Genomic DNA, 14,643 nt, shown 5'->3' with positions numbered 1-14,643 from the left:
TTAAATTAATCGAAAACCCTCTATTATTGTAGGTTTTGTTTAGTAATTTTACGTTTCAAACTAAGAAATGTATGTCTAGAGACATTAAAAAAATAGGTGTAATGACCTCTGGAGGAGATGCTCCAGGAATGAATGCAGCCATTAGAGCTGTAGTTAGAGCCTGTGCATATTATGACTTAAAATGCTTAGGCTTTTATAGAGGTTATCAGGGAATCATCGAAAATGATTTCGAAGAGATGTCACCTCGTAGCGTAAAGAACATTATCAATAAAGGAGGAACGGTTTTAAAGTCTGCACGTTCCCAAGATTTCAGAACCAAAGAAGGGCGTCAACAAGCTTACGAAAACCTTAAGGAAGCAGAAGTAGATGCTTTAGTCCTTATTGGTGGAGATGGAACGTTTACAGGAGGTCTTATTTTCAGTCAGGAATATGATATTCCAGTAGTTGGAGTTCCAGGAACAATCGATAATGATATTAGAGGCACTCAATTTACAATTGGTTATGATACTGCTTTAAATACAGTTGTAGAAGCTGTCGATAAGATTAGAGATACAGCCAGTTCGCATAACAGATTATTCTTTGTGGAAGTTATGGGACGAGATGCAGGTTTTATTGCACTAAATAGTGGTGTAGGAGCAGGAGCTGAAGAGATATTAATACCTGAAGAGAATATAGGTTTAGATACACTTTTAGAATCGTTGAAACGTAGTAAGCGCAGTGGAAAATCATCTAGTATAGTTATTGTTGCTGAAGGTGATAAAACTGGTAAAAACGTATTCGAACTGGCGGAATATGTTGGTAAGAATTTACCTGAATATGAGACTAAAGTAACAGTAATAGGTCATTTGCAAAGAGGTGGAAGTCCAACATGCTTTGATCGTGTTTTGGCAAGCCGTTTAGGCGTGAAAGCAGTAGAGTTTTTGCTAGACGGAAAGCGCGATATTATGGTAGGTATTGAAAATAATATCATTACAGCCACAGATATCGATGCCATCACCAAAGGGCATAATGACATTAATAGAGAATTATTAAGAATTTCGGATATACTATCCATTTAACAATTAAAAACAACTAAAAAAGAGAAATAAACATGTCGAATTTAAAATTAGGAATTAACGGATTTGGAAGAATAGGTAGGATTGTGTTTAGAGCAACAGTAAATCGTCCAGATGTAGATGTTGTGGCAATTAACGATTTGTTAGACGTTGAGCACTTAGCTTACCTTTTAGAGTATGATTCAGTTCACGGCAGATTCGATGGCAAAATAGAAATAAAGGATGGCAACCTAGTAGTCGATGGGAAAACCATTAGAGTAACTGCTGAACGCGATCCAAAAAACTTAAAATGGGACGAAGTAGGTGCAGAAGTTATTGCTGATTGTACAGGAATCTTCACTACATTAGAAACTGCACAATATCATATCGATGCAGGTGCAAAAAAGGTTGTGATCTCAGCACCAAGTAAAGATGCACCTATGTATGTAATGGGTGTAAACCATGATGAGGTAACAGCAGATCAAACGATTGTCTCTAACGCATCTTGTACAACAAACTGTTTAGCACCAATGGCTAAATTGTTGCACGACAACTTCGGAATCGAAGAAGCCTTAATGACGACAATCCACGCTACAACAGCAACTCAGTTAACAGTAGATGGTCCTTCGCGTAAGAACTATAGATTAGGACGTTCTGCACTGAACAACATTATCCCTACAACAACAGGAGCAGCAAAAGCTGTTGGAAAAGTGATTCCAGAGCTTAATGGAAAGCTTACAGGGATGGCGTTTAGAGTACCAACTGCAGATGTATCAGCTGTAGATTTAACTGTAAAGTTGCAAAAAGAAACATCTTACGAAGAGATAAAGAAAGTATTTCAAGATGCGGCTAATGGTGGTGAGTTAGGAAACGTTGTTGGTTATACAGACGAGCCAGTAGTATCTCAGGATATGGTAGGAGAAGTAAGAACTTGTGTGTTTGATGCAGGCGCAGGAATAGAATTGAATTCTACATTCTTCAAACTTGTAGCTTGGTATGACAATGAGTTTGCATATTCAAACAAGTTGGTTGAATTAGCACAACATATCAATAACTTATAATTCGTAATAATAAATAGTATACAATTCCGTAGTTTTATGACTTCAAAAACTACGGAATTTTTAGTTTTTAGCCTATGATATTAATAGTAGACAGTGGTTCAACCAAATGTGATTGGATGGCCATAGACATGCAAGGAAATCAGTTAGAGGAAAAGATTAGAACCAAAGGGTTAAATCCAGCAATTCTTTCAGAAAAAAAGCTCAAAAAAATCATCAAGAAAAGTGATGAATTAAAAGCCTATCGCGAAGAGGCATCTCATATCTTTTTCTATGGTGCAGGTTGCGGTACGGAAAACCCAAGACTTATCTTAAAAGGGGTTTTAGAAGCCTATTTCCCAAATGCTGCGGTTGAAGTTCAGGAAGATACCATGGCTGCTGTAAGAGCGACTATTAATACAACTGATGAAGCTGCCGTAGTCTGTATCATGGGAACAGGATCTAACTGTAGTTATTATGATGGCAAGGAATTGCACCAACGTGTATTATCGCTTGGATATTCACTTATGGATGAAGCGAGTGGTAATCATTATGGCAAGATGTTGATTAAAGACTATTATTTCAATCACATGCCAGAAGATATACGAGTAGCATTTGGTCACAAGTTCAACATGGATGCAGACTATATCAAATATAATTTATACAAGCAACCCAACCCAAATGCCTATTTGGCGAGCTTCGCTGAGTTTATGTTCCTGAACAAGGATAGCGAGTATATCGTTGAGCTTATCAAAAAAGGCTTCAGAGATTTTGCCAGAAATATGATCATGCAATACGCAGAAGAAATCAAAACTGTTCCTGTCCATTTCGCAGGTTCTATTGCGTATTTCTCTCAAGATGAAATTAAGGAAGTAGCTAAAGAATTCGGATTTACTGTTGGTAATTTCGAAAGACGACCGATTGAAGGTTTGGTGCAATATCATATCGATAACCTAGCATAGTATGTACAAGGCTCTAAAGACAATAGTTAGGACGTTAATACCTAACAAACTGTTCTTCAAGTTAGAGCCAACATTCAGAGACATTCATTATTCGCTGTCTTACAAGGGAGACAACTTTAAGTGTACAATTTGTGAAAAACCACTAAAAGCATTCATTCCTTTTGGAGGTTATGACAAGATATGTCCAAGTTGTGGAAGCCTCTCGAGAGATAGAAGGCTGTGGCAAATTATAGAAAGAGATTATACTAATTTCAACCCTACGATTTTAGATTTCTCACCTTCAAGAGCATTGTATCGCAAGCTCAAAGCATTCCGTAGATTTCGTAAGATTGAATACATAACAACAGATTTATCTGGAAATTTTCTAGCTGACAGGCAATATAATATTACTGATATTAATGTTGAAGATGAAGCCTTCGATGTCATACTGTGCTATCATGTTTTAGAGCATATCATTGAAGATACTACAGCGATGAAAGAGCTATATCGCATTCTGAAACCAAATGGAACATGTTTAATTCAAACGCCATTTAAAGAAGGCGATATCTATGAAGATTATTCCATTATCAGTCCAGAAGACCGATTGAAGCATTTTGGACAAGACGATCACGTACGTGTATATTCAGTTGAAGGGTTATCCCAGCGATTACAAGCTGCAGGCTTTAATGTAAACCCATTGTCTTTTGAAGAAGCGGATGATAATCTTCATGGCTTTGCAAACCAAGAAACTGTGCTTGTTTGTCGTAAAGGAGTTTCTTAAATTCGCTACCTCAAATATTAATTGTAAATCCCAGCCTCACATGAAACACTTACTTAAGCTAGCACTGGTATTATTCCTATCAATCAGTATGTTATCGTGTTCCGATGATAACAATCCTAGTACACAAAACCCTCCTACACAAGGACAATTGGTTCAGCAAATAACAAGAATATTAGAAGGTGGTAGCACAACAGTTACTACTGTAAATTATAGCGATCAAAATAAGTACGACGATATTTATAGAGACGGAAACTTAAGTGCTCAATATACTTATACCAATGATCTGATGACAACGATTGACCTATATGCATCTAACGGAAACTTAGCAGTAAGTAGAGAGTTGGTGTATAATGAAAACAACGAGCTGATTAGATTTATCGTCGACGAAGGTGCAATAAACAGATACGAGGTATCGTATGATGAAACCGGAGATATTGTCACGCTCGAAAATTATTACACGAATGCAGGATTGGGCATTGATGATGAGTACCAAATGGATATTGTCTTAGAATTTAGTAATGATAACCTCATAAGAAGAGCAGGTAGTGTTGAACCGTTTTCTGTGATGTATGATTATGACAATAAAAATGCAGTACGAAAGAATATCTTCGGAAGAGATGTCTTAAAAATAGTATTCTTCGAACAACCAGCGCATGGTGAAAATAACATTACACAAAGAAACTTCTACAGTAACAACTTTGGAACGTTTTTATATTCTGAGTCTTTCGAAATCACCTACGATGACAACGATTACCCACTAGAAGTAAAAGAATTTGACCAATCCGGAACTTTAGATAGAACTTATCTATACGAGTACTAAGACTTCTTAGTATACACCCTGTTTTCTTGTTCTGCAACTCTTATAAAGGTTGTGCGTTTGGTGAGTTCTTTGAGGCGTTGCGCACCAACATAAGTACAAGTGCTACGTAAGCCACCTAGTATGTCTTGTAGTGTTTCTGTAACATTACCGCGATAAGGCACTTCAACAGCTTTGCCTTCACTGGCTCTATAGTCTGCGACACCACCAGAATGTTTGTCCATTGCAGTCTCAGAACTCATGCCGTAGAAGGTTTTAAAGCGTTCACCATTACGTTCTATGAGCTCACCACCACTTTGATCGTGACCAGCAAGCATACCGCCAAGCATCACAAAATCAGCACCAGCACCAAAGGCTTTGGCCACATCACCAGGAATGGTACAACCACCATCACTAATGATTTGTCCACCGAGACCATGCGCCGCATCAGCACATTCAATGATGGCAGATAGCTGTGGGTAGCCAACACCAGTTTTTACCCGAGTCGTACATACCGAACCAGGTCCGATACCAACCTTAACGATATCAGCACCAGATAGCAACAATTCTTCCACCATTTCACCAGTAACCACATTGCCTGCAATGATGACCTTGTCCGGATATTGATCTCTGGTTCTACGAACAAACTCTACAAAATGCTCCGAGTAACCATTGGCAACATCGATACAAATAAACCTGAAATGCGGATTAAACTCCATAATGGATTTCAACTTCTCAGCATCCTGCTTACTTGTACCTGTGCTCACTGCAACAAAATCTTCGATACCCTCTTCTGCATTAGAAGAGAAGACATTCCAGTCGGTAATGGCATAGTGTTTATGTATGGCTGTAAAGAGTTGGTGATTTGCCAAAGTCTTGGCCATATCAAAAGTCCCAACCGTGTCCATATTGGCAGCCATTATGGGGATGCCTTTCCATTTGGTTTTGCTATGTAAGAAGGTATACTCACGCTCTAAGGAAACTTGTGAGCGGCTTTTTAGAGTAGAACGTTTTGGACGTATCATCACATCCTTAAACCCAAGTTTAATGTCGTATTCTATACGCATGATGGTGTAGCATTTGGTTACAATCAAAGTTAGGAGAAACTTGTGGACGTCATACAAAAACTTATCTACAAAACCGCTTGGTTATTAACAAGTTTGGGTAGGAAAGTAGCTTCATGAAAATACGTAGGTTTACGTATTGATTGCTTGGGTTTTAAAAGTTAACTTCGTTTAACTAAAGTTGAACAACATTAGAACGTTACCTATCTATGTATTAGATGGAATTGACCAAAAAAATAATGGCAGATTAAAACTATATGAATATCAAACCTAAAGATAAGAGTATAAAATCTCTACTAATTTCGGGAAGTCAATTTACTATACCACGATTTCAAAGAGAGTATTCCTGGGATAAAAAAAATTATCAGGAATTCTTAGATGACATGTTAAATTGTTTAACGATAAAGAATGGGAAACTTGAGCCAAAAAGTTACTTTCTCGGAACTATGCTTTTTATAGGGGATTTTTCTGAATCCAACGATAATGACCAGTCTATTTTTGTTGTAGATGGACAACAAAGAATAACTACTATAACAATACTTTTTTCTGCCCTTTCTGATAGGTTCAGAAATATTGATGAGGAAGTTTTAAGCCAACAAGTTTTTAAATATATAATGACTAAAAATGATGATGGAGAAGATGTTAGAATATTACAAAGTAAAACTCATTACCCATATTTTTCATTTTACATACAAGATAGAGAAAAGAAGGACGTGCAAGAAACTTCAACAGAGGAAGAAGAGTGTATAAAAGATTCTTTCAGTTACCTATATGACAGATTAGATGAGAAAAAGTTGAGAACCTATTTAAAGAAAAAACTAGGGGATGATGATGTTGAACAGTTAAGTTATGTTGATATTCTAAAGGCTATAAGAGATCAAGTATTAGGTTCTATATTTATTTCTATATCTACACCAGACAAAGGTAATGCTAATATGATTTTTGAAATCCTAAACGCAAAAGGGAAAAAACTATCTCATGTTGATTTAATAAAAAATAAAATTTTCGAGATTGTAGATGAAGGAGGATCTGCAGACTTTGCCGAAGTCAAATGGGCTGACATAAAGAAAATTCTTATATCAAGAAGAGAAACTGTTGGACTTGCAACATATTATAGGCATTTCTGGATTTCAACTTATAAGAAATCATCAGGGACAAAATTGTATGATGATTTTTTAAAAGAAGTTAGTCCAAAGAAAAAAAAGCGTTACAAAGAATTCCTTTCTGAGATAGAGAATAATGCTAATGATTATATAAAAATTCTAAATCCGCGAAGAGAAGATTATAACAACAGGAAAGAATATTTTTGGCTAGTACAAAGTTTAAATGTTCTTATGAATTATTTTAATATTGTTCAAGTTAGGATTGCTCTTCTTGCATTGTTTAAAGTGAAAGAAAAAGGTTTCATTTCGCCAAAGAAGTTTAAGGATACAATTCAATACTTAGAAAATTTCCATTTTGCTTATAATGCTGTTCTTTCAGGTAGAGCGAGCAAATTTGAAACTATTTATGCTAAGTTTGCTATTAACCTAAGGAAATGTCAAAGTAAATCTGAATCCCATGCTAAGATTGATGGATTATTGATTGAGCCGTTAAATAAATTATTTCCTGATTTTGAACAATTTTCAAACGGTTTTGCCTCATTGACATATACTAAAAAATCAAAGCCTAGTAATGTTAAAACCAAATATGCTATCCAAAAACTAAACTGTTTGATTGAAGAAGAAGATGTTTTTTCTGATGTTGGAAGTATAGAACATATTGTTTCTGAGTCAGAAGGAGAAATTACTTTCAATATTGGAAATTTGATTCTGTTGGAGACTAAGCTTAATGGTCTTGCGGATAATTTAAGTTATATTGACAAAAAGGAAATTTATAAAAAATCATCATATAGTTGGGTAAAAGAATTCATAGATAATCATGAAGATTGGGAAATAGAAAGTATTGAATCTAGAGCAAATAATCTAGCAATAAAATATTATCAAGAAGTCTTCAAACGAAAAATCTAAAGCACTTAAAGATATATAGCTACACATCCAAAGTGTTGTGAAATCTTATTAATTCCCCTCAAATTTCACTCTATACAACCGACTCAAACCATTATCAAACTGCTTAAAAATGGTTTTTAACTCTTCCAAAGAACGTTTGGTGTTTGTCGTATTGTAGTTTCCTAAACGCTTGCTTGTAAAGTATAAGGTATTGGTTTTGGTATCTACAAAAGGGCAGTAGTCCATTTTGTCGGAGTTAATGGTAGTCAGGTTTTTGGCAGTAGACCAAACGCCGTCATTGTTGTAACTAATGTACATGTCCCCACTACCCAAACCATCCTTTCGGTTATAACCACTAAAAATAAGATAGGATTCGTCCGGTGCAACAAAGGCATTAAACTCATAACTCACCGTATTAATCCCTTCACTCAAAGCTTTAGGTGTGGTGTACTTACCGTTTTTTAATTCACTGACATAGATGTTATCACGCTGTTTTAACTCAGGGTTATCTAAGGTAAAATACAAGTTTCCAGAGTTGGTTATTGCTGGATAAAATTCATCCATACTCGTATTTATAGGTGCACCAAGGTTTTCAGGAGCAGACCATGTATCGTTTACAGCGCTGCGATTCACAACCCAAATGTCAAAATCCTTAATCTCTGTAGTGGTATTGTCTAAAGGTCTATTAGACACAAAGTATAGTTGTAATCCGTCTGGTGCAAAGAAGGGTTCCAAATCAAAGAACTGTCCAGAAAACGACATCACTTTTGGTTGTGACCAACCCGCTTTAGTTTTAGTGACACTCACTAAAGCCGAAATATCTCCCATAACACTTTGAGCAGAGAAGATAACTTCGTTTCCATTTGGCGATATGGCAATATCTCTAACGTTGGGGAATTTATCGACTATACCCTCTAGAAAAGGTTCAGGAGTGTCTTGAGCATGTATTGGTGTGAGTGTAACAAAGCACAGCAATGCGAATAGGAGTTGCTTCATAATGATGGTTGATTTCTGGACAAGTTATAAAAGCTTCAGTATAAAAGGTCTAAAAAAGTGTTAATCTATACAAGAAGAAAGGAGAGCAATTGCTCTCCTCATGAAGAAACTTAAACAAATATTTTTAATCCCTCTAAATAATAGCTAAAGTTTCTTGGTATGCTTTAATAAAAAAGGTTGTATAAATTTAATAATTATGAGATTTGATATTTTATTTTTAAGCATAACTTATTAACAATTATGTGTTTAGCTGTTGAAAGCCCAAATTATATGCAAGACATATATTGGAATTCGATAGAATGTCCATTACCTTTAGCCGTTCAAATTTCACATAGTTGCAACTAACTGCGTATACCAAAGAATTTAATTACAATTTAAAGCTAGCTACTCCAGTAATTCTGGGAATGTTGGGGCACACCTTTGTTGGGTTTATCGACAACATAATGGTTGGGCAATTGGGTTCGGCAGAACTTGCTGCAGTATCGCTTGGAAATAGTTTCATCTTTGTGGCGATGTCGCTTGGCATTGGGTTTTCCACAGCCATAACACCGCTAATTGCAGAGTCTGATACTGAAGGTAATTTCGCTAAAGGCAAATCTTCTTTTAAACATGGCTTGTTTTTATGTACAGTTTTAGGTCTAGTGCTCTTTGGCTTGGAGCTTTTGGCGAAACCACTAATGCATCTTATGAAACAACCAGAAGAGGTAGTGGTTCTGGCGATTCCGTATTTGGATTTGGTAGCCTTTTCGTTGGTACCATTAATTGTGTTTCAAGCATTCAAGCAGTTTAGTGATGGTCTGTCCATGACCAAATACCCAATGTACGCAACAATCTTGGCTAATCTGGTTAATGTTGCGGTCAACTACGTACTTATCTTCGGAAAATTTGGTTGTCCTAAACTTGGTATTGTCGGTGCAGCCATCGGAACTTTAGTGTCACGATTTATCATGCTAGGCTTCTTGTGGTGGCTGCTCATAGGTCATAAAAAATCTAAAGCTTATGTCACTAACATTAAGATTTTTGTACTCGAATCTGCCATGATAAAGAAAGTAATCAACCTCGGTTTTCCAAGTGCTATGCAAATGTTTTTTGAAGTTGGCATCTTTACCGCTGCAATATGGTTGAGTGGACTTTTAGGGAAAAATGCACAAGCTGCAAACCAAATAGCTCTCAATTTATCATCAATGACCTTTATGGTAGCTATGGGACTAAGTGTGGCAGCGATGGTTAGAGTAGGGAACCAAAAGGGATTGAAGCATTACATAGACTTAAGGCGAATTGCGAAATCAATCTTCCTGTTGGGATTACTGTTTGCTGCTGTTTTCGCACTCGTATTTTGGTTATTCCATAAAGAATTGCCAAAGTTGTATGTCGATTTAGATGATCCTGTAAATGCTCTGGATAATGCAGAAGTGATTACCACTGCAGCTACATTGCTTATTGCTGCAGCTATTTTTCAGTTGAGTGATAGTGTACAAGTTATTATGCTTGGAGCGCTGAGAGGATTGCAAGATGTATATATCCCAACATTGATAACGTTTATTGCGTATTGGATGGTTGGCTTTCCGGTAAGTTACTACTTAGGGAAAGCGGATGCGTATGGAAGCCTCGGAATTTGGCTTGGATTACTAGCCGGACTCACCACTGCTGCAATTTTGTTGTATATTCGATTCAATTATTTGACTAATAAGTTGATTAATAAAACTAATTAAGTACTTAAAGTCCGTAAAGTATTTAAAGTTTAAAAGTTATTTATGACTAATAAGGAATTTGCAAAACAGCTTGAACAACGTACTCTCAAATTCGCAATTTCAATTTTAAAACTTTCATCTTCTCTTCCTAAAACGCCTGAGGCATTAGTTTTGAGAAACCAGCTTTCGAAATCTGGTACAAGCATTGGAGCAAATTATAGAGAGGCTAATCGTTCTAGAAGTAAAAAAGACTTTCAAAATAAGATTAAGATAAGTTTATCTGAAGCCTGCGAAACGGATTATTGGTTAGAGATTATAGAAACGCTTAATATAACTAACTCAAATATTAAAGAAATAAGAGGAGAAGCAAAAGAACTTTTGGCTATTTTTACCTCAATTTCAAGTAAACTTTAAATATTTAAGACACTTGAAACTTATAACTTTTATTTATGAAACTACCGAAGTTCATCTTAGGCGATAACACAGATTATCCTAACGCCATTTTTATAATTCATACTGAATTCCCGAGATTTATTATCAATCTTGAAGATGATGAGGTAGAGTGGTTTGAAGAGTTCGATGAACACGACCAGAAAGAGATTGAAAGTGAAATGGAAAATCTAGTGCAACAAGCTACTGATTTTTACGACAGAGAAGTACAACGCTACGACGACTAATGCTAGATCAACTTTTACAATACGATACAGAGCTTTTTGTATATCTCAATAGTTTGGGTTCTGAAACCTGGGATGGCATGTGGTTGCTGATCACAAACAAGCTGACCTTTGTGCCATTGTATGCACTCATTCTATTTCTATTCTATAGAAAATTTGGTTTGAAGGCTTTACTCATTTTAGTTATTGTAGTGGCATTGATGATCACTTTTACAGATCAGACAACCAATATTTTTAAGCGTGGATTTAAACGTTTTAGACCTTGCGCTTGTGAAGAAATAATGGATAGTATTCGTTATATCGCTGAGCGTTGTAGCACGAACCGCAGTTTCTTCTCAGGGCATGCAGCTAACTCTATGGCTGCAGCTGTGTTGGGAGGATTGCTATTCCGACCAGTCTACAAAAACGCTATTTTCCTATTGCTGTTTTGGGCGTTTTTAGTGGCTTACAGCCGTATTTATGTTGGTGTACACTTTCCGCTAGATATTTTATGTGGAATGATTTTCGGTGCCCTTTCTGGCTTTATCTTTTTTAAGCTATTTAAATACTTGGAGAAACGATTTATTTCTTCGTAAGAATATAATAATCGTTGGTAAGGCGATCTCTATAATTTCTCGAATCTTTTGAAGCTGTATTCAAATCGAAATGCTCTTTTAGTGTCATGGTGTATTGTTCAGACAATAAAGCTTTATCCTTGTCGCTAAGTGATTGAACAAGTAACCCAAAAGTATCTTCATCTGGAAATTGAAGTCCATTTTCAGAAGTTTTTATAGATTTTAGTTTATCACCAAACTGCCAAATAATTTCAGGCGAGACGCCTCCTAAGGTATACACCTTCAAGCCTTGTGATTCAGTTTCAGCTTTCAAGTTGCTTACAGGATTATATCCAGGTTGTCCCTGCAATTTTGCAATAGGCGAAACAAACACAAAAACAGCGACCATAAATGCAATATAGAAGTAGAACGTTAATCTGAATTGTTTTCGTTTCAAGCTTAAAAATATACTTATCCCAATTCCTAAAAGAACGATAGATGCTATTATAAATTGAATTAATGGCCAACCAGTTAGAAAAGGCCCAAGGAAAAAACCAATAAAAGGAAAAGCGATACATACCAACCCAATTAATCCAAAATTGAAATAGACAGGATAGGTCTCACGCCAGTCTTTTATGGGTTTAAACTGTCTAATTAAATATTCTATGTAAAACCCTGTATTTAAGGCTAATGGAATTAATACGGGAACTAGATATCTGGATTTCTTTTCAGGAATAACAGATAGTAAAAACACAGCTAGCAAAGTCCATAGTAAAGTAAATTTATAAGCCTTTAGATTACTAACTCTGGTCTTTAAATATGGATATAACAAACTAATAAACGCAGGAATTGTCCATAGGCCAGTCTGAGTAAAGAAACTCCAATAGTAATAGAAAGGTCGTACATTATAGCTAGACCAATTGCCAGTTTCTTTAGATGCGATTTTTAAAAAGGTTTCAGGATCTGCTACACGAACATAAGTATACCAAGAGGCGCCAACCCATAAGGCTAGGAAGAGTACTGCAATCGCTGTAAACCATTTAGTCTTAAATCCTTTGTATTTATACACGACGCCATAAGCAATTAAGAAAGGAAGGAATAATGCATAGAGTGACACAGGGCCTTTGCAAAGAATAGAAAAACCTATAAATATGCCTGCCATCAAAACATGATTCCAATACTTAGATTGTTTTTGAAACAAATTGAACAGATGGTATATGGCTAAATACATAAATCCATGCGCAAAAATGTCCCAAGGGCCTTCAATAATAATAGCGATAAGATAAAATGTAGTAATCGTGATTAACGCATTAATAAAAGCATGCAGTTCGTTTTTCAGAATTAATAAACTGAAACGCCTTGCTGTTATTCCAATTGCTATTAGCATTAAGATTCCAGGAATTCTGAGAGCAAATACATTTTTGATGCCGAACAGCATTCCGAACATTGCTGTAAACCATGTCGGTAAAGGGGGTTTTTGATAGCGTGGTCCACCATTCATGGTTGTCATAACCCAATTGCCATCAGAAATCATCTCGCGAGCAGTAATAAAGTTACGTGCTTCCATAATGGTCACTTCCAGAAACTGAAAACTCACACCAAGCATTAACAGCACAATGCAAATAATAACAGTTCTCGGATAATGTTCTATGATCTTAAGCATCGCCTTGTCTGTGCAATAAGATTAAGTTTCTAATATAAATAATGGTTCCAAAACCATGACCAATAAATAATACAGGGTCTTTTCTGAAAATCGCATACGTTAAAATCAGCAATGCTCCTGTAACGCTCAATAACCAGAAACCAAGAGGTAACGACGATTCTTTTTTGTGTTCAGAATATAACCATTGATACACAAATCGAAGTGTGAAAATTACTTGTGAAATAATACCTAGCCATAACAACCATTCTGGTATCGCTTCATTTCTGAAGAGTACATCACGATCAATAACATTATTGTTGTAATAGTAGACTACAATCCCTACAGGGATTACAAAGAGTAAGATTTGTAACAGCTTAGGAAACTTCTGCCATTCACCTTGTAGCTGCAGGTTTCGGATATATATGAAGTACGTTAAACTCTGTCCAAGCATGATGGCAAAGTCGTCTCGTAAATAACCGTAAACAAAGAGTAGGAAAGAAGCGATTAAGCTCAATGTCCAAAACAGCGTTGGCGTGATAACCTTTCGCTGTCTTTCCGAGGTAATCCATTGAATAACGAGTCGTGACGAAAATAAAATTTGCGCCAAAAACCCGATACTATAAATTAACCAATTGCTCATTAGCTACGCTTAGAGACTTCGTAGTTGATATACTTTTTCTTCATCCATAAGTAGGCGAAACAATCACTAAGTGGTCCAAGCAAACGGTTCCAAAGTCCAAACTTAGCTTGCCCTGCAATTCTTGGGAAATGCTGTACTGGGATTTGGGTAACGCGACCATTTTGCAACATAATCATTGCTGGTAAGAAACGATGTAATCCTTTGAACATAGGAATTCGTTTTGCATAATCGGTTTTAATGACTTTTAGCGGACAACCAGTATCATCCATACCATCTTTAGTAAACGCACGTCGAATGCCATTTGCGATTTTTGAAGACATATTTTTTACAAACGAATCCTTGCGATTGGCTCTAACACCAGTCACTAATTCGTGATTATCAATATGCTCTAATAACAAATTAAAATCTTCAGGAGCAGTTTGAAGATCGGAATCTATATAACCAACCAAAGGTGCTTGTACTTCATCAAAGCCAGCTTTTATTGCTGCGCTCAAGCCTCTATTTTCTTTGAAAAGAATGTAATTGAAAGCTTCATTTCGTTCGCAAATCCCTTCAATAAGTGCTTGGCTATTATCCTTAGAGCCATCATTTACAAATAATACAGACGTTGGTACACTGGCAATACTGAGGTATTTTGAAAGCTCTTGTTCTACACGCTCCAAATTATCTTCTTCGTTATAGACAGGAACAACAATGGTGAATTGATAAGCCATAAGGTTGATTTAATACTGCAAAAATATTCTTTTTATTCATTTAGAACTCGCTTTTGTATTTAGGTAATGAAAAAGATATTAACTTGCATCACCAACAAATACTATAACCCCAT

The 14,643-nt window shown here is 36.1% G+C and carries 15 protein-coding genes; 10 read left to right on the top strand and 5 right to left on the bottom strand.

Annotated features, from left to right (window positions below; genetic code table 11):
* Positions 1-71 precede the first annotated feature (71 nt).
* From pfkA to NCE97_RS05665, 5 genes are all read left to right on the top strand, one after another.
* Positions 72-1,058, top strand: a complete 987-nt coding sequence (gene pfkA, locus NCE97_RS05685) for a 6-phosphofructokinase (RefSeq protein WP_353777978.1) — start codon at positions 72-74, stop codon at positions 1,056-1,058.
* A 32-nt stretch (positions 1,059-1,090) separates the two neighbouring features.
* On the top strand, positions 1,091-2,095 hold the full coding sequence (gap, locus tag NCE97_RS05680) for a type I glyceraldehyde-3-phosphate dehydrogenase (protein WP_353777977.1): 1,005 nt from the start codon (positions 1,091-1,093) through the stop codon (positions 2,093-2,095).
* Positions 2,096-2,169: 74 nt separating this feature from the next.
* Complete coding sequence (locus NCE97_RS05675; protein ID WP_353777976.1) at positions 2,170-3,033, top strand: N-acetylglucosamine kinase; 864 nt, start codon at positions 2,170-2,172, stop codon at positions 3,031-3,033.
* 1 nt (position 3,034) lies between these two features.
* The gene (locus NCE97_RS05670) at positions 3,035-3,793 is read left to right on the top strand and encodes a class I SAM-dependent methyltransferase (protein ID WP_353777975.1); all 759 of its coding nucleotides are present in this window, start codon (positions 3,035-3,037) and stop codon (positions 3,791-3,793) included.
* A 40-nt stretch (positions 3,794-3,833) separates the two neighbouring features.
* A complete protein-coding gene (locus NCE97_RS05665; RefSeq protein WP_353777974.1) occupies positions 3,834-4,613 on the top strand; it encodes a hypothetical protein in 780 nt (259 codons plus the stop codon).
* On the opposite strand, the gene NCE97_RS05660 is transcribed toward NCE97_RS05665, so the two are convergent.
* Positions 4,610-5,656: a GMP reductase gene (locus NCE97_RS05660; protein ID WP_353777973.1), complete on the bottom strand. Its 1,047-nt coding sequence runs from the start codon at positions 5,654-5,656 to the stop codon at positions 4,610-4,612. The genes NCE97_RS05665 and NCE97_RS05660 overlap by 4 nt on opposite strands.
* 254 nt (positions 5,657-5,910) lie before the next feature.
* On the opposite strand from NCE97_RS05660, the gene NCE97_RS05655 reads away from it, so the two are divergent.
* A complete protein-coding gene (locus NCE97_RS05655; RefSeq protein ID WP_353777972.1) occupies positions 5,911-7,662 on the top strand; it encodes a DUF262 domain-containing protein in 1,752 nt (583 codons plus the stop codon).
* Positions 7,663-7,710: 48 nt separating this feature from the next.
* Here the strand turns inward: NCE97_RS05655 and NCE97_RS05650 are convergent, their stop codons facing one another.
* A complete protein-coding gene (locus NCE97_RS05650) occupies positions 7,711-8,637 on the bottom strand; it encodes a TolB family protein (protein ID WP_353777971.1) in 927 nt (308 codons plus the stop codon).
* Between the two features lie 335 nt (positions 8,638-8,972).
* On the opposite strand from NCE97_RS05650, the gene NCE97_RS05645 reads away from it, so the two are divergent.
* The 4 genes from NCE97_RS05645 to NCE97_RS05630 are packed head-to-tail and all read left to right on the top strand — an operon-like array spanning position 8,973 to position 11,577.
* A complete protein-coding gene (locus NCE97_RS05645) occupies positions 8,973-10,349 on the top strand; it encodes an MATE family efflux transporter (protein ID WP_353777969.1) in 1,377 nt (458 codons plus the stop codon).
* Positions 10,350-10,391: 42 nt separating this feature from the next.
* Complete coding sequence (locus NCE97_RS05640; RefSeq protein ID WP_353777968.1) at positions 10,392-10,742, top strand: four helix bundle protein; 351 nt, start codon at positions 10,392-10,394, stop codon at positions 10,740-10,742.
* Between the two features lie 35 nt (positions 10,743-10,777).
* Positions 10,778-11,005, top strand: a complete 228-nt coding sequence (locus tag NCE97_RS05635) for a DUF8828 family protein (protein WP_353777966.1) — start codon at positions 10,778-10,780, stop codon at positions 11,003-11,005.
* A complete protein-coding gene (locus tag NCE97_RS05630) occupies positions 11,005-11,577 on the top strand; it encodes a phosphatase PAP2 family protein (RefSeq protein ID WP_353777965.1) in 573 nt (190 codons plus the stop codon). The genes NCE97_RS05635 and NCE97_RS05630 overlap by 1 nt, the downstream gene beginning before the upstream one ends.
* Here the strand turns inward: NCE97_RS05630 and NCE97_RS05625 are convergent.
* From NCE97_RS05625 to NCE97_RS05615, 3 genes are read right to left on the bottom strand one after another with little or no spacing between them, the layout of a single operon-like run.
* Positions 11,564-13,198 (bottom strand): ArnT family glycosyltransferase, encoded by a 1,635-nt coding sequence (locus tag NCE97_RS05625; protein WP_353777964.1) that lies wholly within the window; start codon positions 13,196-13,198, stop codon positions 11,564-11,566. The two genes, NCE97_RS05630 and NCE97_RS05625, sit on opposite strands and share 14 nt — an antisense overlap.
* A complete protein-coding gene (locus NCE97_RS05620) occupies positions 13,191-13,817 on the bottom strand; it encodes a lipid-A-disaccharide synthase N-terminal domain-containing protein (RefSeq protein ID WP_353777963.1) in 627 nt (208 codons plus the stop codon). Before NCE97_RS05620 ends, NCE97_RS05625 begins: the two co-directional genes overlap by 8 nt.
* The gene (locus tag NCE97_RS05615) at positions 13,817-14,530 is read right to left on the bottom strand and encodes a glycosyltransferase family 2 protein (RefSeq protein WP_353777962.1); all 714 of its coding nucleotides are present in this window, start codon (positions 14,528-14,530) and stop codon (positions 13,817-13,819) included. The genes NCE97_RS05620 and NCE97_RS05615 overlap by 1 nt, the downstream gene beginning before the upstream one ends.
* Positions 14,531-14,643 lie beyond the last annotated feature (113 nt).

The sequence above is a fragment of the Winogradskyella sp. 3972H.M.0a.05 genome (genome assembly GCF_040493455.1).
Taxonomy (GTDB): domain Bacteria; phylum Bacteroidota; class Bacteroidia; order Flavobacteriales; family Flavobacteriaceae; genus Microcosmobacter.
This window is presented reverse-complemented; position numbering and strand designations above follow the sequence as displayed.

Excerpts from the sequence above, each read along its gene's own strand:
- NCE97_RS05665 (WP_353777974.1), top strand. The coding sequence starts at position 3,834 with ATGAAACACTTACTTAAGCTAGCACTGGTATTATTCCTATCAATCAGT.
- NCE97_RS05615 (WP_353777962.1), bottom strand. The coding sequence starts at position 14,530 with ATGGCTTATCAATTCACCATTGTTGTTCCTGTCTATAACGAAGAAGAT.
- NCE97_RS05675 (WP_353777976.1), top strand. The coding sequence starts at position 2,170 with ATGATATTAATAGTAGACAGTGGTTCAACCAAATGTGATTGGATGGCC.
- NCE97_RS05655 (WP_353777972.1), top strand. The coding sequence starts at position 5,911 with ATGAATATCAAACCTAAAGATAAGAGTATAAAATCTCTACTAATTTCG.
- NCE97_RS05635 (WP_353777966.1), top strand. The coding sequence starts at position 10,778 with ATGAAACTACCGAAGTTCATCTTAGGCGATAACACAGATTATCCTAAC.
- NCE97_RS05625 (WP_353777964.1), bottom strand. The coding sequence starts at position 13,198 with ATGCTTAAGATCATAGAACATTATCCGAGAACTGTTATTATTTGCATT.
- NCE97_RS05660 (WP_353777973.1), bottom strand. The coding sequence starts at position 5,656 with ATGCGTATAGAATACGACATTAAACTTGGGTTTAAGGATGTGATGATA.
- NCE97_RS05630 (WP_353777965.1), top strand. The coding sequence starts at position 11,005 with ATGCTAGATCAACTTTTACAATACGATACAGAGCTTTTTGTATATCTC.
- NCE97_RS05640 (WP_353777968.1), top strand. The coding sequence starts at position 10,392 with ATGACTAATAAGGAATTTGCAAAACAGCTTGAACAACGTACTCTCAAA.
- NCE97_RS05650 (WP_353777971.1), bottom strand. The coding sequence starts at position 8,637 with ATGAAGCAACTCCTATTCGCATTGCTGTGCTTTGTTACACTCACACCA.
- NCE97_RS05620 (WP_353777963.1), bottom strand. The coding sequence starts at position 13,817 with ATGAGCAATTGGTTAATTTATAGTATCGGGTTTTTGGCGCAAATTTTA.
- pfkA (WP_353777978.1), top strand. The coding sequence starts at position 72 with ATGTCTAGAGACATTAAAAAAATAGGTGTAATGACCTCTGGAGGAGAT.
- NCE97_RS05670 (WP_353777975.1), top strand. The coding sequence starts at position 3,035 with ATGTACAAGGCTCTAAAGACAATAGTTAGGACGTTAATACCTAACAAA.
- gap (WP_353777977.1), top strand. The coding sequence starts at position 1,091 with ATGTCGAATTTAAAATTAGGAATTAACGGATTTGGAAGAATAGGTAGG.